Source organism: Streptomyces sp. MRC013 (assembly GCF_023614235.1).
Lineage (GTDB): Bacteria > Actinomycetota > Actinomycetes > Streptomycetales > Streptomycetaceae > Streptomyces.
Genome location: NZ_CP094264.1, coordinates 2,988,216 through 3,004,621, shown reverse-complemented (window position 1 = coordinate 3,004,621; position 16,406 = coordinate 2,988,216). Strand labels below are relative to the sequence as shown.

Genomic DNA, 16,406 nt, shown 5'->3' with positions numbered 1-16,406 from the left:
CCCCGTCAGGGCTCCCGTAGGGACCTCCCCCGTAGAGCCCCTCCGCAGGGTCCGGCCGCAGAACCGGCCCCACCCGGCCCTGGGGCCTCTCGCGGTCCCGGGACCTATCCCCGGGCGAGCTCCGCGAGCGCCCCGTCGGTCAGTCGGTACACGGTCCACTCGTCCTGCGGCCGGGCGCCCAGGGCCCGGTAGAAGCCGATCGACGGGGTGTTCCAGTCGAGGACGGACCACTCCAGCCGTTCGTACCCGCGCTCCACGCAGATCCGCGCCAGCTCCCGCAGCAGCGCCTTCCCGTGCCCTGCGCCGCGCGCCTCGGGACGTACGTACAGGTCCTCCAGGTAGACGCCGTGCACCCCGCGCCAGGTGGAGAAGTTCAGGAACCACAGCGCGAAGCCGACCGTCTCGCCGTCCTCGTCCTGCGCGATGTGCGCGTACGCGGCGGGCCGCTCCCCGAACAGCGCCTCCCGCAGCCGCCCCTCGGTGGCCCGCACCTCGTGCAGCGCCTTCTCGTACTCGGCGAGGTCGCGGATCATGGCGTGGACGGCGGGCACGTCGGCCTCGGTGGCGCTGCGGATCATCCCCCCACCCTCTCCCGTCCCGGACCCCGCGGTCCAGGCTCCCCCTGCCGTGCGCGCCCGCGGGGTCCGGCGGGCGCGCACGGCCGGGGCCGCCCCGCTCACTCCCGGGGCTCCGGGACGTCCGCCTGCGCGCGCCCCGTCCACACGGCCTCCGCGCGACGCCCAGCCGCGCCGCCACCACGTCGTCGAGCGACGGGGCCGTCCCCTCGCCCACCACGTCGTCGGGCCCCCAGAAGGCGTCGCACTCCGAGCAGAGCAGGAACGGTTCACCACCGTCCTTGAAGCGGTACACCCGGATGAACGTCTGCTCGCAACAGGGACACACCGGCCACACCGGCCCCATCTCCACGCCTCCGAGACCGCACAAGCCGAGGACTCCCGGCCGAACGGGCCGGGAGTCCTCACGGAGCCGCCTGTCGGAATCGAACCGACGACCTCAAGATTACAAGTCAAGCGCTCTAGCCAACTGAGCTAAGGCGGCAGCCTCGTCAGTGTAACCAACCGCGGGTGTGCCGACGCCGGGAATCCCGCCGGGCCCGAGCCGCTGACAGAGTCCGTCCCACCGGGTAGCGTCACCGGGAAGCCCTCCCCGGGCCGACGAGGCACACCTCCTTTACTCGGATCGTCCGGCACGTTCCTGCCGGTGAAGGGACCCGTCACCATGGCGTCTGTCACGTTCGACAAGGCCACCCGGCTCTACCCGGGCGGCACCAGGCCCGCCGTCGACCGGCTCGAAATCGAGATCGCGGACGGTGAGTTCCTCGTCCTCGTCGGGCCCTCCGGCTGCGGCAAGTCCACCTCCCTGCGCATGCTCGCGGGCCTGGAGGACGTCAACAGCGGCGCGATCCGCATCGGCGACCGCGACGTCACCCACCTGCCGCCGAAGGACCGGGACATCGCCATGGTGTTCCAGAACTACGCGCTCTACCCGCACATGACCGTCGCCGACAACATGGGCTTCGCCCTGAAGATCGCCGGCGTCAACAAGGCGGAGATCCGCCGGAAGGTCGAGGAGGCCGCGAGGATCCTCGACCTGACCGAGTACCTCGACCGCAAGCCGAAGGCGCTCTCCGGCGGCCAACGCCAGCGCGTCGCCATGGGCCGCGCCATCGTCCGCGAGCCGCGGGTCTTCCTCATGGACGAGCCGCTGTCGAACCTCGACGCCAAGCTCCGGGTCTCCACGCGCACGCAGATCGCCTCCCTGCAGCGGCGCCTCGGCATCACCACCGTGTACGTCACGCACGACCAGGTCGAGGCCCTCACCATGGGCGACCGCGTCGCCGTTCTCAAGGACGGCCTGCTCCAGCAGGTCGACACCCCGCGCAACATGTACGACCGCCCCGCCAACCTCTTCGTCGCCGGCTTCATCGGCTCCCCCGCCATGAACCTGGTCGAGGTGCCGATCACCGACGGCGGCGTCACGTTCGGCAACAGCGTCGTCCCCGTGTCGCGCGAGGCCCTCGCCGCCGCCACCGCCAGGGGCGACACGACCGTCACGGTCGGCATCCGGCCCGAGCACTTCGACGTCGTCGAGCACGGGGGCGCCGACGCCGCCCGGGCCCTGTCCAAGGACGCCTCCGCCCCGGCCGGCCTCGCCGTCTCCGTCAGCGTCGTCGAGGAGCTCGGCGCCGACGGCTACGTGTACGGCTCCGCCCTCGTCGGCGGTGAGCCGAAGGACCTCGTCGTCCGCGTCGGCGGCCGCTCCGTCCCGGAGAAGGGCTCCGAGCTGCACGTCGTCCCGCGCCCGGGCGAGCTGCACGTCTTCTCCACCTCCACCGGCGAGCGCCTCAGCGACTGACCCCGTCCGGCCGCGGGCGGCACCGCGCGGAGCCGCCCGCGACCGCACCTCCCGGCGCGAGCCGCCCGTAGCCGCACCCCCTGGCGCGGAGCCGCCCGCGCCCCCCGATACGGAAATACCCCGGCGCATCGGTCATTTCGGATGACTCCCGTCAACACGGGTCGCACGGTAGGGCGGAGAAACCTCCCTCGTCAGAGTGACCGAGCGTCCCCGAAACTTCACCGAGCGCTACGCTCGCCTCCGTGAACCAGACAGCACGCCGCATCGGCCGTTCCCTCGCCCTCGTCCTGCCCGTCGTCCTGGTCCTCTCCGGCACGCTCGCGGTCTCCAGCGTGCCCTGGACGGGCCAGCGCTCCGCCACCCAGATCCTCACCGCCTCCGCGGAGAACGTCCCGGTGCGGTCGGCCGCGCCGCGCGCCCCGCAGGACGTGCTCCGCGACCGGCTCCTGGCGGAGCTGGAGCGCGAGGACCCGGGTGTCGCCCTGACGCACCTCCAGCGCGCCGTGGAGGACAGCCCGTCCCTCGCCGGGCACTGCGGGTCGATCGCCCGCGACCTGGGCGCCGCCGCCGTCCGCGTCTACGGCCCGACCGAGGCGCAGTCCTACTCGCGGCCCGTCTGCGACACGTCGTTCGCCGGTGGCGTCGCCTCGGCGAGCTGAGCGGCGGAGCGCGCCCCGTGACCACCGCGGTACGCCTATCGTGCCCGGTATGCACACCACTCCGACGCAGGCCGTCGTCCTGGCGGGCGGCCAGGGGTCCCGTCTGCGCCCCTACACCGACGACCGCCCCAAGCCGATGGTCGAGATCCCGGGCACCGGGATCCCGATCATCGGCCACCAGCTGTCGTGGCTGGCCGCCGAGGGCGTGACCCACGCGGTCGTCTCCTGCGGCCACCTCGCCGACGTCCTGCGGCGGTGGCTCGACGAGGCCGAACCGCCCCTGCACGTCACCACCGTCGTCGAGGAGGAGCCGCTGGGCCGCGGTGGCGGCCTGAAGTACGCGGCGGCCCACCTGCCGTACCCCGACGAGCCCTGGTACGCGACGAACGGCGACATCTGGACCCGGTTCTCGCTGCGCGAGATGGCCGGGTTCCACGCCGAGCGCGACGCCATCGCCACGCTCGCCCTGGCCCGCCCCCGCATCCCCTGGGGTGCCGTCGAGACCGACGCGTTCGGGCACATCACCGACTTCATCGAGGCGCCCCCGTCTCCGTACCTGATCAACGCGGGCGTGTACGTGTTCTCCGCGGCCTTCCGCGAGCTGCTGCCCGAGCGCGGCGATCACGAGCGGACCACCTTCCCCGGGCTCGCCCGCGAACGGCGCCTCGCCGGGTTCCCCCTGCCCCAGGGCGCCTACTGGCGGGCCATCGACACGGCGAAGGACCTGGCGGAGGCCGCCAGGGAGCTGGCCGCGCGGGAGCGGGTCCCGGGCACCGCGCAGGCGTGACGAGGGGCCGCGCCCCGGCGGTGGAGGCCCCTCCCCCACGGCGGGCCGCGGCGTGCGCGCCGGCCGGGCCCCTCACCCGGTCCGGCCGGGCCCGTCCGTCGCGACCGCGTCGCGGCGCGTCCGCGCCCGTACGTGCATCCGCCGTCCCTGGGGGCCGAAGATGCTGAGCAGTTCCACCGGGCCCTCCCCGGTGCTGCCGAACCAGTGCGGCACCCGCGTGTCGAACTCCGCGGCCTCGCCGGGTCCCAGTACCAGATCGTGGTCGCCGAGCACCAGCCGCAGCCGGCCCGCCAGCACGTACAGCCACTCGTGTCCCTCGTGGACGCGCGGGTCGGGCGTGGCGCGGGACGCCGGGATGACCGTCTTGTACGTCTGCATCGGACCAGGCTGCCGGGTGAGCGGCACGACGGTCGAACCGTGCACGGTACGCGGCTTGAGCCGGACGCGCGGGTCCCCCACGTCGGGGGCGCCGACCAGCTCGTCCAGCGGCACCTGGTGGACCCGGGAGAGCGGCAGCAGCAGTTCGAGCGTGGGCCGCCGCTGCCCGGTCTCCAGCCGGGAGAGGGTGCTGCGCGAGATCCCGGTCGCACCGGACAGTTCGGCGAGGGTCGCCCCGCGCCTCCGCCGGAGCTCCCTCAGCCGGGGCCCGACCCGGGCGAGGGCCTGCTCCATGTCGGCGGGACGCGGGGCGGAGGGGGCCGGCCGCCGCACGGACCGGTGCTCTGGCGTCTCGTACCGCATGCCCGTCATTGGACCCCGGCCGTCCTGGGAATGGCAACGGACGTTGCCGTTTCCGGGAAACGGCCGGAGGCGGCCGGCGCGCCCTCGCGCCGGCCGCCTCCGGGTTCCGTGGCCCGGAGGGGGCGGGAAGGCCCCGGGCCGCCCGGTCACCCGAGGAGACCGCCCAGCGGGTTGCGGTTGCCGCCGATGTCCCCGCCGGAGGAGCCGCCGGACGAACCGCCGGACGAACCGTCCTCCGTGCCGTCCGAGCCGAAGTCCTCGCCGCCGAAGCCGCCGATGCCGGACGTGGGGCCGGCGCTGGTGACCGGCGGCGGTTCGGGGCGGGGCTCCTGGAGGACCTCGCCGGTACCCTCCGTGGCGGTGGGCTCCTCCTCGACCCGGCCGCCGTCGTGCACCGGTTCCTCCTCCGCCTCCCGGCCGGCCGTGGGGCTCTCGCTCGGGGTGGCCGACTCGGAGGGGGAGGCCGACTCGGACGGCTCCGGCGCCTCCGCCGACGCGCTCGCGGATCCGCTCTCCGCGGGCTCCTCGGGCAGGGGCCGGCCGGGCAGGTGGTTCGTCGGGTCGGCGTCCGGGCCGGGCACGGTGATCAGGTCGGAGGAGCGCACGGCCCCGCCGAGCACCGAGCCGACGAGCAGCGTCAGCCCCGCCACCACGGCCGCGACGACCGCGCCGCGGCGCAGGACGCGGCGGCGCAGCGCCCACAGGGCGGCGCGCGGCCCGAGCGTCCGCCAGGCCTCGCCCGCGAGGCGGCCGTCGACGGAGTAGACCGGCGCCCCGGCGATGAGCAGCGGCGACCAGGCGGCGAGGTAGATGATGTCGGGCGTCTCGTACACCGGTACGGCCCGCCAGCTCATCGTCAGCAGCAGCGCCGCCGACAGCAGCGCGCCGAACGCGGCGGCGACCCGCTGCCACAGTCCGAGGATGGTGAGGACGCCCACGACGACCTGGGTGAACGCCACGCTGAGGCCCGCGCCGACCGGATGGGACAGGGCGAAGTCCCGCAGGGGCTCGGCGAGCGGCCACGGCTCCAGCGAGGTGAGCCACCGGACCAGCGAGCCGCGCTCGCCGCCGTCGAAGTAGACGGGGTCGCAGAGCTTGCCCATGCCGGCGTAGACGGAGATGAGGCCGAGGAAGACGCGCAGGGGCAGCAGCACGACCCCGAGGTTCATCCGGCGGCCGGGGTAGTAGGCGTGGCGGTGGTGCGCGGCGGACTCCTCGGCGTACGCGTCGCGGTCCTCGTCGTCGTAGCCGTCGTCGTAGCCGTCGGGTCCGTGGTCCGCCTCGTACGCCGGCTCGTACCGGGAGTCGTCGTCGCCGGGGGCGGCGGTGTCCTCGGGACGCGCGTCGTAGGCGCCCTCGGCGCGCCGCATGGGCGGCAGCAGCGGCGCCCCGGGGTCGCGACGCCCGCCGACGACGGGCGTCGGCAGCGTGTCACCGGAGCTGCCGACGCGCGGGAGCGTCCTGGTGGCGCCCGCCTCGACGTCCACGCGCGGGACGGCCGCCGTGCGGTCGAGGGTGTCGACGGCGGCGGAGTCGCGTACGGCCTGGAGGAGCCCGGTCGCGCCGGGGTCACCGGGCGAGGACTTGCCGCTCCACACGACGGGCGCCCGCCGCCGGCTCCCGCCGCTCACGGCGGGGACGCGGCCGGGGTCGGCGAACCGGGGCTTTCGGACCGGGGCGAGCTCTACCCGGAAACTGGCGTGGTTCACGATGACCTGCGCGGGGTCGCTGTGCACCTTGACCATGTTCAGCGCAGGCTGATCATCGAAGCCGGGCCGGGGCGTTCTGGTGTCCACACCCGTCTAACCGAGCGGTGGCGCTTTAGGACACTGCTCCGGCGGCCCCCAAATGTCCGAGACCCGTCAAGATCACGACGCGCCCCCCGGTACCGGGGGCACCGGAAGGCGCGGACGGGGCACCCGCGAAGGGCGGACGCCCGGGGCCCGGGCGGTCAGCCGCGGCGGCGCGCCGCCTCGTACAGCACCACACCGGCGGCGACGCCCGCGTTCAGCGACTCCGCGCCGCCCGGCATCGGGATGCGGACGAGGTGGTCGCAGGTCTCCCCGACGAGCCGGGACAGACCCTTGCCCTCGCTGCCGACGACGATGACGACCGGGCCCGCGAGCGCCTCCAGGTCGCCGACCTCGGTCTCGCCCTCGGCGGCGAGGCCGACGACGGTCAGCCCGGCCTTCTGGTACGCCTCCAGCGCGCGCGTCAGGTTGGTGGCCCGGGCGACGGGCGTGCGGGCGGCGGTGCCGGCGGAGGTCTTCCACGCCCCCGCCGTCATGCCGGCGGCGCGCCGCTCCGGGACGACGACGCCGTGCCCGCCGAACGCCGACACGGACCGGACGATCGCACCGAGGTTCCGGGGGTCGGTGACGCCGTCGAGGGCGACGATCAGCGGCTCCTCGCCCTCGTCGTACGCGGCGGCGGCCAGGTCCTCGGGGTGGGCGTACTCGTACGGCGGGACCTGGAGGACGAGGCCCTGGTGGTTCAGGCCGCCGGTCATCCGGTCGAGCTCGGCGCGCGGGGCCTCCATCAGGTGGATGCCGCCGCGGTCGGCCGCCAGCTTGAGCGCGTCGCGCACCCGCTCGTCGTTGTCGATGAACTGCTGGACGTAGAGCGTGGTCGCGGGGACGCCGTCGCGCAGGGCCTCGTAGACCGGGTTGCGGCCGACGACCATCTCGGACTGGCCCTTGCCGCCGCGCCGGGCGACGGGGCGGCGCGCGGCCTGCTTGGCCTTCGCGTTGGCGACGCGGTTCTTCACGTGGCCCTTGCGCATGTGCGCGGGCGGCGTCGGGCCCTTGCCCTCGAGCGAACGGCGCCGGTTGCCACCGCTGCCGACCGTCGCGCCCTTCTTGTTGCTGGTGCGGCGGTTCCTGCGCTGGCTGTTCCCGGCCATGACCTACCTGTCTGTCGTCACACTTCACAGTCGTACATACGCCAGTGTGCCGCCCGGCCGGGCCGGGCGGCACATCGAGGGGCGTTTCAGCGGGCGCCGAGCGTCCAGCGGGGACCGTCCGGGCCGTCCTCGACGGAGAGTCCGGACTGCCCGAGCTGGTCGCGGATCGCGTCGGCGGTGGCCCAGTCCTTGCGGGCGCGGGCCGCCTCCCGCTGGTCGAGGACCATCCGCACGAGGCTGTCGACGACGCCGTGCAGGCTCTGGGCGTCGCCGCCCTCGCCCGCCCAGTGCGGGTCGAGCGGGTCCAGACCGAGGACGCCGAGCATCGCCCGGACCTCCGAGAGGCGGGCGGTGGCCGCGTCCTTGTCGTCGGCGGCGAGGGCGCTGTTGCCCTGGCGTACCGTGTTGTGGATCACCGCGAGCGCCTGCGGGACGCCCAGGTCGTCGTCCATGGCCTCGGCGAACGCCGGCGGCACCTCGTCCGCGGGCTCGACGGCCCGGCCGGCCTTCTCGACGACCCGCTGGACGAAGCCCTCGATCCGCGCGTACGCGGCGTCCGCCTCGCGCAGGGCCTCCTCGCTGTACTCGATCATCGACCGGTAGTGCGGGGTACCGAGGTAGTAGCGCAGGACGACGGGGCGCCACTTCTTGACCATCTCCGAGACGAGGACGGAGTTGCCGAGCGACTTCGACATCTTCTCGCCGCTCATGGTCACCCAGGCGTTGTGCACCCAGTACCGGGCGAACTCGTCGCCGTACGCCTTGGCCTGGGCGATCTCGTTCTCGTGGTGGGGGAAGACCAGGTCCAGGCCGCCGCCGTGGACGTCGAAGACCCCGCCCAGGTACTTGTGGGCCATGGCCGAGCACTCCAGGTGCCAGCCCGGCCGGCCGCGGCCCCAGGGCGTCTCCCAGCTGGGTTCGCCGGGCTTGGCGGCCTTCCACATGGCGAAGTCCCGCGGGTCGCGCTTGCCGGTCTCCCCCTCGCCGGACGGCTGGCGCAGGTCGTCCAGGTCCTGCCGGGACAGTTCCAGGTAGCCGGGGAAGGACCGCACGTCGAAGTAGACGTTGCCTTCCGCCTCGTAGGCGTGCCCCCGCTCGATGAGACCGCGCATCATCTCGACCATCTCGGGTACGTGCCCGGTGGCACGGGGCTCGTACGTGGGCGGCAGGCAGCCGAGGACACGGTAGCCGTCGTTGAACGCCCGCTCGTTCTCGTACCCGATCGACCACCACGGGCGGCCCTGGTCGGCGGCCTTCGCGATGATCTTGTCGTCGATGTCGGTGACGTTGCGGACGAAGGTGACCTCGTAGCCGCGGTAGGCGAACCAGCGACGCATGATGTCGAAGTTCAACCCGGATCTGATGTGGCCGATGTGGGGGGCCGCCTGCACAGTGGCGCCGCACAGATAGATCGAGACGCGCCCCGGCTCGAGGGGTGCGAAGTCGCGGATCTGCCGGGCGTTGGTGTCGTACAGCCGAATAGTCACCGGTCCAGAGTAGTGGGCGGTTCCGCTTCCCACACCCGTCAGTTCGAAACTCCGGCCGCACCTTTTCCGCGGCCCCCGCGCATGCTTGATCGAAGACGGGGTAGGCGCGCGGTCCCGGCCCATCGATGGAGGTCTGCGACGTGCTGACACCCGATCCCCGCCACCTGCGTTCCCTGCTCGCCCGCTACGCGGACCTGCGCATCGCGCACAGCCGCGGCGAGACGGGGCTCGAGCAGCAGTTGGACGACATCACCTACACGCTGTGCGTCACCACCGCCACCACCCGCATCGAGGACGCCCTGGCGACGGCCGACGCCCTCCTCGCCCGGTCGGCCGACGCCAGCGCGTCCCCCGGGCTGGAGGCGGCCCGCACCGAGCTCGCGGCCTGATCTCCCCGCCGCCCCGGCGGCCCGGGGGCGGGCGTGGGGCCCACGTCTCCGGCCGCGTCCCGGCGCCGAGGTCCCGCGAGGGGGCTTTTGCCCCGGCCGGAGCCGTACGCCCGGCCCCGCGGCGGGGGCCGGGGCACCGTGGAGAACGCGCGGGGCGTCCGGCGGACGGGCCCCCCGCCCCTTCGGGGCCCCGGCACGGCTTCGGACCGCGGATCCGCGGGGCCCCGCGCCGCGCGTGCCGTGCGCCCGCGGGCGTGCCGGAGCCCCGGTCCCACGGCGCGGCCGTCGGGGCCGGGATGTCGACCCGGCCCCGGCCGCCGGGGCCGGGGTCCTGCGGCGCACGTCCGCCCGTGGCCGGCCCGCCCGGCCCGCGACCGGGCGAGGCGGCCCCGGCCGCCCCTACGGCCGGCGTACGACCAGCGCGGTGGCGACGGCGGCCAGACCCTCGGCCCGGCCGGTCAGCCCGAGGCCGTCGGTGGTGGTCCCGGAGACGGCGACCGGCGCGCCCACCGCCGCGCTCAGCGCCTTCTGCGCCTCGGCGCGGCGCTTGCCGATCTTCGGCCGCACGCCGACGACCTGCACGGCCACGTTGCCGATCTCGTACCCCTCCGCGCGGACGATCCGCGCCGCCTCCGCGAGGAGGGAAGCCCCGGACGCGCCCGACCACTCGGGCCGGTCCGTGCCGAAGTGCGCGCCGAGGTCGCCGAGCCCGGCGGCGGAGAACAGCGCGTCGCACGCCGCGTGGGCGGCCACGTCCCCGTCGGAGTGCCCGGCCAGGCCGTACTCCTCGCCCTCCCAGAGCAGGCCCGCGCACCACAGCTCGCGGCCGCGCTCGAAGGCGTGGATGTCGGTGCCGATGCCGACCAGCGGCAGCGGGAGGCCCTCAGAACCCATCGTTCACCCTCCTCCTGCGCGCCAGAACGGCCTCCGCCAGCACCAGGTCCAGCGGCCGCGTCACCTTGAACGCCTCCTCGTGGCCGGGTACGGCGACGACCCGGACGCCGAGCCGCTCGACCATGCCCGCGTCGTCGGTGGCCTCACCGGCGACCTCCGCGTGGGCGCGCGCGAGGGTGGCGCGGTCGAACCCCTGGGGGGTCTGCACCGCGCGCAGCCGGGCCCGCTCCGGCGTGCCGAGGACGGGCTCGGGGGTGCCGTCGGGGGCCGGTTCGACCTCCTTGACGGTGTCCGCGAGGGGTACGGCCGGGACGACGGCGGCCGCGCCCCCGACCCGTACCGCCTCGATGACCGCGTCGACCGTGTCGACCGGGACGAGGGGGCGGGCGGCGTCGTGGACGAGGACGGTGGTGACCGTGTCGGGCAGGACCTCCAGTCCGCGCCGCACGGACTCCCGGCGGGTGGCGCCGCCGGGGACGACGAGGACCTCGGTGCGCTCGGGCACCGGGTACTCGTCGAGGAGCACCCGCACGCCCGCGACGTCGTCCGGCGGTGCGACGACGACGACCAGGGACACCGCGCGGGACGCGGACATGGCCCGCACGGCGTGGATCAGCATCGGGGTGCCGCCCAGCACGCGGAGCGCCTTGGGGGCGCCCGGTCCGAGCCGTACGCCTCGGCCCGCGGCGGGGATGACCGCCGCGGTGCGGGCGGGGGGTGCTGCGTCTGACATCGGTTGCACTCCGGCAGGTTTGTTCACTCGGCCGACATGGGTATGGCCACAGCGCGGGCGCGACCTCCGGACCGGCCCCTTCCGTGACGCCGGTCGAGCGAGCGCCCGGCCGTCGAAGGCCGGGACCCGGCAGGGACGCGAACATGCCGCGGCGCCCGGCGACGAAGCTGTGTTCTGACAGCATGTCATCGGGCACCGCGACAGTGGTTGCCACTTCCACCATGTGGGGCGCACCGCGGGGTGACGTACCGCACAGGGGGTGGATCACTCCGGTTTTCGGTGCGCGCGGCCCCGGTCGGGGCGCCCTCTCCGGCGAGTGCGGCCGCACCGGGGCTCCGGGGACCTCGGCGTCAGGACGCGAGAACCTCGTCGAGCAGAGTCTCGGCCTTGTCTTCGTTGGTGTTCTCCGCGAGCGCGAGCTCGCTGACGAGGATCTGACGCGCCTTCGCGAGCATCCGCTTCTCCCCCGCGGAGAGACCGCGCTCACGCTCGCGGCGCCACAGGTCGCGCACCACCTCGGCCACCTTGATCACATCGCCCGAGGCGAGCTTCTCGAGGTTCGCCTTGTAGCGACGGGACCAGTTCGTGGGCTCTTCGGCGTACGGTGCGCGGAGCACCTCGAAGACCCGGTCCAGCCCGTCCTGACCGACCACATCGCGCACACCGACGAACTCCGCGTTGTCCGCCGGGACACGCACCGTCAAGTCACCCTGGGCGACCTTGAGCACCAAGTAGGTCTTGTCCACGCCTTTGATCTGACGAGTTTCGATGGCCTCGATCAGCGCGGCCCCGTGATGGGGATAGACCACGGTGTCGCCAACCTTGAACGTCATGTGACAGGTACCCCTTCCGTGGCTATCCAGAGTAACACGGACACAGCCTCTTCTGAATGGCGTTTCCGCAGGTCAGGGCATATCTCGGGGCTTGACAACAACGCCGGGGGCGTGCTGCGGCAACCCCCCGGGGATGGGTATTCGCAGGTCGGAGCGGCTATGGCCGGGGTCCGAAACGCCCCGGACACGACCACCCGGAAGGCCGCCAGAGAGGAATAACATCCCGTTTTGTCCGATTCGGAGGCGTCCAGTTCCCACACTTCGTTCGGTTGTCGGTCACTCGTACGAGTGGATGCCGGGCCGCTTTCCCCAATTGATCGCGGGTGGCTTTTCCGTGGGGAATGTGTGAGCGCCGCAGAATTGATCAAGCCGGTTATGCGCACGGGGCCGGGAAGCCGCTCCCGCCGGGCGCCGCGGGGCCGCCGCGCCCGGCGGCGGGAGCACCGGCTGCGGTACAGGGCGGGTCGGGTGCGAGGCGGTGACAGGGGGTCGGTAACCTGGGCCTGCTGACCGTCTCCCGACCGGGTCCTGCCGGTCCGGTCCGGAAAGGTCGCACGTTGTTCCACCGACCGTGCCCGTCCTCCAGTCCGTACGTCTAGGAGTTGCCGCCGCCGTGAGCCGCAGCCTTCGACGCGGCGCCCTCGCCGCCACCGCCCTCATGATCTCCGTCGCCTCGCTCACCGCATGCGGGGCGGGCCACGACGCACAGAGCCTCCAGATCAAGCCGGACAACGCCACCGCCACCGTCGGCGACATCGAGGTCCTGAACGCCGTCGTGATCACCCCGGCCGAGGGTGCCGAGGGCCCGGCGGCCGTCTCCGCCACCCTCTTCAACGGCGGTTCCAAGGCCGAGACGCTGGAGGCCGTCCAGCTCCCCGGCTCCGGCACCAAGGTCGAACTGAAGCCCGCCAAGGGCTCCGGCCCCCTCACCGTCCCCGCCGGCGGGTCGCTGATCCTCGGCGGCAAGGGCAACGCCTCCGTCGTGGTCGAGGGCCTGAAGGGTTCCGCCAGGGGCGGCGCCCAGGAGGTCGTCTTCCGGCTCAGCGAGACGGGCGACGTGAAGCTCCACGCGCTGGTCCACGCCACGGGCAGCTACTACGACACCTTCGGGCCGACCCCCCTGCCCTCGTCCCCGGCCGCCTCGCCGTCGGGCTCGCCGGCCGCCTCGCCGTCCGGCTCCCCTTCCGGTGCGCCGGACGCGTCGCCGGGCGGTTCGGACGCCCCGACGGAGCCGGCCCACGGCACGGGCGGCAGCGGCCACTGACGCACGGCCCCGGCGTACGCGCGGGGGCCCCGGCGACGCGGAGGGCGCCCCACCGGTGTGACCGGTGGGGCGCCCTCCGCGTCGTACGGGACGGGCCCGTCGTCTCTACGGCTCGAACTTGTAGCCCAGGCCGCGGACCGTGACCAGGTAGCGCGGGGCGCCCGGGTCCGGCTCGATCTTGGCGCGCAGCCGCTTCACGTGCACGTCGAGGGTCTTGGTGTCGCCCACGTAGTCGGCGCCCCACACCCGGTCGATGAGCTGCATCCGCGTCAGCACGCGGCCCGCGTTGCGCAGCAGCATCTCCAGCAGGTCGAACTCCTTCAGCGGCAGGTCCACCTTGGTGCCGTCCACCGTCACCACGTGCCGGTCCACGTCCATGCGCACGGGGCCGGCCTCCAGGGCCGCCGGGGCGCTCTCCTCCGGCTCGCCGCGGCGGCGCAGCACCGCGCGGATGCGGGCGACCAGCTCCCGCGAGGAGAAGGGCTTGGTGACGTAGTCGTCGGCGCCTATCTCCAGGCCGACGACCTTGTCGATCTCGCTGTCCTTCGCGGTGACCATGATGACCGGCACGTTCGACCGGCTGCGAAGCTGGCGGCAGACCTCCGTGCCGGGCAGCCCGGGGAGCATCAGGTCGAGCAGGACGAGGTCCGCGCCGTTGCGCTCGAACTCGTCGAGCCCCTCCGGCCCGGTGGTCGCGACGGCTACCTCGAATCCCTCCTTGCGGAGCATGTACGACAGGGCGTCGCTGAAGGACTCCTCGTCCTCGACGACAAGCACTCGGGTCACGGGAGGACCTCCGGGGCGGTGAGCGGTTCGTTGGTGGTGTCAGGGCTGGGGGTGCGGCGGTTGCGGCCCGCGCCCGCCTCGGGGAGGCGGAGGGTGAAGGTCGAGCCCTGGCCCTCGGTGGACCACACGGTCACCTCGCCGCCGTGCGAGGCGGCCACGTGCTTGACGATGGCCAGGCCGAGGCCCGTGCCGCCGGTGGCACGGGAGCGGGCCGGGTCGACGCGGTAGAAGCGCTCGAAGATGCGCTCCTTGTCCTTGTCGGGGATCCCGATGCCCTGGTCGGTGACGGCGATCTCGACGAGGTCGCCGCCGGGGGCGGTGACGCGGCGGGCGGCGATGCCGACGCGGGTGTGGGCCGGGGAGTAGTTGACGGCGTTCTCGACGAGGTTGCCGAGGGCCGCGGCGAGCTGGCCCCGGTGACCCCAGACCCGCAGGTCCGTGGTGCCTCCGGCGACCATGGCGATGTTCTTGGTGGTGGCCGTCTGGCGGGAGCGGTCGATGGCCTCGTCGACCAGCTCCCCGACGGAGACGGGCTCGGCGTCTTCCAGCGGGTCGTCGTTCTGGACCCGGGAGAGGTCTATCAGTTCCTGCACGAGGTTGGTCAGCCGGGTCGCCTCGATCTGCATGCGGCCGGCGAACCGGGTCACCGCCTCCGGGTCGTCGGCGGCGTCCATGACCGCCTCGGACAGCAGCGACAGGGCGCCGACGGGCGTCTTCAGCTCGTGGCTGACGTTCGCGACGAAGTCGCGGCGCACCGCCTCGATACGGCGGGCCTCGGTCAGGTCCTCGACGAGGAGGAGCACCAGCCGGGAGCCGAGCGGCGCCACGCGCGCGGAGACGGCGAGGGCGTCGCCCCGGCCCGTACCGCGCCGCGGCAGGTCCAGTTCCACCTGCCGTATCTCGCCGTCGCGCCGGGTGTCGCGGGCCATCTGGAGCATCGGCTCCACGGCCAGCTTCCCGCCGCGGACCAGGCCGAGCGCGTACGCCGCCGAGCTGGCCTTCACCACCGAGTCGGCCTCGTCGAGCACGACGGCGGAGGAGCGCAGCACGGACAGGACCGTGTCGACGCCGGGGGGCAGCACCGCGTCCGTGTGCAGCGACGTACGGGTGGGCCTCGCCTGGTCGCGTTCGCTCCAGCGGAACGCGAGCACGGCGATGGCACCGGTGAGCAACCCGGCGATCGCTGCCACTGCGGCGACCGCCGCGTTCACGTCCATGTATCAAGGTTAGGCACGGTCAACGGCGCACTCCCAGCCGTTCGAGCAGCTGATCGAACACTCGTCGCCCAGAGTTCACTGAGGGGATGGTGGCGGTTCACTTGGGAGGGAGGCCCCGGACGCGTCGCTCCGTGACCGTGGGAACGTGGGGTCCGGACATTCCCCAGCCCCATCGGGACCCCGAGCGTAGTGAGAGAGGGACATCCATGCGGGACGCGTACCACGAGGAACTGGACTCGATCGGCGAAGCACTGGTCGAGATGGCCCGACTGGTCGGGTCGGCGATCGGACGCGCCACGACGGCGATGCTCGACGCGGATCTCAAGCTGGCGGAGGCGGTGATCGCCGCCGACCAGAAGATCGACGACCTCCAGCACGACCTGGAGGCCCGCGCGATAGCGCTGCTGGCGCGTCAGCAGCCGGTGGCGACGGATCTGCGGATCGTCGTCACCTCGCTGCGCATGAGCGCCGACCTGGAGCGTTCCGGCGACCTGGCGCAGCACGTGGCGAAGCTGGCCAGGCTCCGCTTCCCGGAACGTGCGGTCCCGCGCGACCTGCATGCCACGATCCTGGAGATGGGCCAGCTCGCGCAGCGCCTGATGGCCAAGGCGGCGGAGGTCATCATCACCAAGGACGTCGACCTGGCGCTCCAGCTGGAGCAGGACGACGACGACATGGACCTGCTGCACCGGGCGCTGTTCCAGCACCTGATGGACGACCGCTGGAGGCACGGGATCGAGACGGCCGTCGACGTCACGCTGCTGGGCCGCTACTACGAGCGCTTCGCGGACCACGCGGTGTCGGTGGCGAAGCGGGTGGTCTACCTGGTGACGGGCGAGCACGCGGACGAGATCCAGCAGCCGGAGGCGCCGGTCGAGGGGGCGTGAGGCCCTCCTGACGCGCGGGAGCGGCGCCCCGGGGGCTTGACCCGGGGCCCGGGCCTCGGCGGCCTGAGCCCCGCCGGGGCGGGACGCCGCCCCGGGGCCCGAAGTGCGGCGGCGGTGCCGCGAGGGACCGGGGGCGCCCGGTGGTACGCCAGGGGCGCGAAGACGGGGCGGCGCCTCCGTGCGCCGTTGATGCGCCCTCACCGGCGGGCGTGCAATGGGGCGAGGTGACACAGGTCCCCGCTGAGGAGGAAGCCATGGCAGATTCCCCGAAGACCCGGTTCGAGCAGGAAGCCCCCGTCGAAACGATTCACCTTCCCCTGCTCGGCGCCTGCGGGTGCGGTTCCGGCTGCAGCTGCGGCTGCCAGTCGGGCGGCTCCTGCTCGTGCAGCGGCAACTGCGGCTAGCGGATCAGGGGCCGGAGGCCGACACCGCTCCGCCGTCCCCGGGGCCC

At 73.7% G+C, this 16,406-nt stretch carries 17 protein-coding genes and 1 tRNA gene; 7 read left to right on the top strand and 11 right to left on the bottom strand.

The window, feature by feature from the left end; translation table 11 throughout:
- Positions 1-104: 104 nt before the first annotated feature.
- Both LUW75_RS13830 and LUW75_RS13825 read right to left on the bottom strand, forming a co-directional pair.
- Positions 105-578: a GNAT family N-acetyltransferase gene (locus tag LUW75_RS13830; RefSeq protein WP_250335874.1), complete on the bottom strand. Its 474-nt coding sequence runs from the start codon at positions 576-578 to the stop codon at positions 105-107.
- A 407-nt stretch (positions 579-985) separates the two neighbouring features.
- Positions 986-1,059, bottom strand: a tRNA-Thr gene (locus LUW75_RS13825).
- A gap of 180 nt (positions 1,060-1,239) precedes the next feature.
- On the opposite strand from LUW75_RS13825, the gene LUW75_RS13820 reads away from it, so the two are divergent.
- The 3 genes from LUW75_RS13820 to LUW75_RS13810 all read left to right on the top strand — a co-directional run bounded on the left by LUW75_RS13820 (position 1,240) and on the right by LUW75_RS13810 (position 3,822).
- Positions 1,240-2,376, top strand: coding sequence for an ABC transporter ATP-binding protein (locus LUW75_RS13820; RefSeq protein ID WP_250335873.1), 1,137 nt, complete (start codon positions 1,240-1,242; stop codon positions 2,374-2,376).
- A 242-nt stretch (positions 2,377-2,618) separates the two neighbouring features.
- Complete coding sequence (locus tag LUW75_RS13815) at positions 2,619-3,035, top strand: hypothetical protein (protein ID WP_250335872.1); 417 nt, start codon at positions 2,619-2,621, stop codon at positions 3,033-3,035.
- A 49-nt stretch (positions 3,036-3,084) separates the two neighbouring features.
- Positions 3,085-3,822, top strand: coding sequence for a nucleotidyltransferase family protein (locus LUW75_RS13810; RefSeq protein ID WP_250335871.1), 738 nt, complete (start codon positions 3,085-3,087; stop codon positions 3,820-3,822).
- A gap of 72 nt (positions 3,823-3,894) precedes the next feature.
- Here LUW75_RS13810 and LUW75_RS13805 read toward each other — a convergent pair whose 3' ends face one another.
- From LUW75_RS13805 to cysS, 4 genes are all read right to left on the bottom strand, one after another.
- The gene (locus LUW75_RS13805) at positions 3,895-4,494 is read right to left on the bottom strand and encodes a helix-turn-helix domain-containing protein (protein ID WP_250337661.1); all 600 of its coding nucleotides are present in this window, start codon (positions 4,492-4,494) and stop codon (positions 3,895-3,897) included.
- 215 nt (positions 4,495-4,709) lie between these two features.
- Positions 4,710-6,308 carry a DoxX family protein gene (locus LUW75_RS13800; RefSeq protein ID WP_250337660.1) on the bottom strand — a complete coding sequence of 533 codons (1,599 nt, stop codon included), beginning with the start codon at positions 6,306-6,308 and terminating at the stop codon, positions 4,710-4,712.
- Between the two features lie 206 nt (positions 6,309-6,514).
- The gene (gene rlmB / locus LUW75_RS13795) at positions 6,515-7,465 is read right to left on the bottom strand and encodes a 23S rRNA (guanosine(2251)-2'-O)-methyltransferase RlmB (protein WP_250335870.1); all 951 of its coding nucleotides are present in this window, start codon (positions 7,463-7,465) and stop codon (positions 6,515-6,517) included.
- A gap of 86 nt (positions 7,466-7,551) precedes the next feature.
- Positions 7,552-8,952 (bottom strand): cysteine--tRNA ligase, encoded by a 1,401-nt coding sequence (gene cysS / locus LUW75_RS13790; protein WP_250335869.1) that lies wholly within the window; start codon positions 8,950-8,952, stop codon positions 7,552-7,554.
- A gap of 140 nt (positions 8,953-9,092) precedes the next feature.
- Here cysS and LUW75_RS13785 point away from each other — a divergent pair, with 140 nt between their 5' ends.
- Positions 9,093-9,341, top strand: coding sequence for a DUF5133 domain-containing protein (locus LUW75_RS13785; RefSeq protein ID WP_250335868.1), 249 nt, complete (start codon positions 9,093-9,095; stop codon positions 9,339-9,341).
- A gap of 399 nt (positions 9,342-9,740) precedes the next feature.
- Here LUW75_RS13785 and ispF read toward each other — a convergent pair whose 3' ends face one another.
- The 3 genes from ispF to LUW75_RS13770 all read right to left on the bottom strand — a co-directional run bounded on the left by ispF (position 9,741) and on the right by LUW75_RS13770 (position 11,801).
- Entirely contained in the window at positions 9,741-10,235 is a 495-nt protein-coding gene (gene ispF / locus LUW75_RS13780) for a 2-C-methyl-D-erythritol 2,4-cyclodiphosphate synthase (protein WP_250335867.1), read from the bottom strand.
- On the bottom strand, positions 10,225-10,968 hold the full coding sequence (gene ispD, locus LUW75_RS13775; protein ID WP_250335866.1) for a 2-C-methyl-D-erythritol 4-phosphate cytidylyltransferase: 744 nt from the start codon (positions 10,966-10,968) through the stop codon (positions 10,225-10,227). Before ispD ends, ispF begins: the two co-directional genes overlap by 11 nt.
- A gap of 350 nt (positions 10,969-11,318) precedes the next feature.
- Positions 11,319-11,801, bottom strand: coding sequence for a CarD family transcriptional regulator (locus LUW75_RS13770; RefSeq protein ID WP_010472787.1), 483 nt, complete (start codon positions 11,799-11,801; stop codon positions 11,319-11,321).
- A 613-nt stretch (positions 11,802-12,414) separates the two neighbouring features.
- Between LUW75_RS13770 and LUW75_RS13765 the strand changes: the two genes are divergently transcribed.
- Positions 12,415-13,065 carry a DUF461 domain-containing protein gene (locus LUW75_RS13765; RefSeq protein ID WP_250335865.1) on the top strand — a complete coding sequence of 217 codons (651 nt, stop codon included), beginning with the start codon at positions 12,415-12,417 and terminating at the stop codon, positions 13,063-13,065.
- A 105-nt stretch (positions 13,066-13,170) separates the two neighbouring features.
- Here the strand turns inward: LUW75_RS13765 and LUW75_RS13760 are convergent, their stop codons facing one another.
- Positions 13,171-13,851, bottom strand: coding sequence for a two-component system response regulator PhoP (locus LUW75_RS13760; RefSeq protein ID WP_250335864.1), 681 nt, complete (start codon positions 13,849-13,851; stop codon positions 13,171-13,173).
- Positions 13,848-15,068, bottom strand: a complete 1,221-nt coding sequence (locus LUW75_RS13755) for a two-component system sensor histidine kinase PhoR (protein ID WP_250335863.1) — start codon at positions 15,066-15,068, stop codon at positions 13,848-13,850. The genes LUW75_RS13760 and LUW75_RS13755 overlap by 4 nt, the downstream gene beginning before the upstream one ends.
- A gap of 206 nt (positions 15,069-15,274) precedes the next feature.
- Between LUW75_RS13755 and phoU the strand changes: the two genes are divergently transcribed.
- Complete coding sequence (gene phoU / locus LUW75_RS13750; RefSeq protein WP_250335862.1) at positions 15,275-15,955, top strand: phosphate signaling complex protein PhoU; 681 nt, start codon at positions 15,275-15,277, stop codon at positions 15,953-15,955.
- Positions 15,956-16,209: 254 nt separating this feature from the next.
- Positions 16,210-16,359 (top strand): hypothetical protein, encoded by a 150-nt coding sequence (locus LUW75_RS13745; protein ID WP_250335861.1) that lies wholly within the window; start codon positions 16,210-16,212, stop codon positions 16,357-16,359.
- Positions 16,360-16,406: the final 47 nt, after the last annotated feature.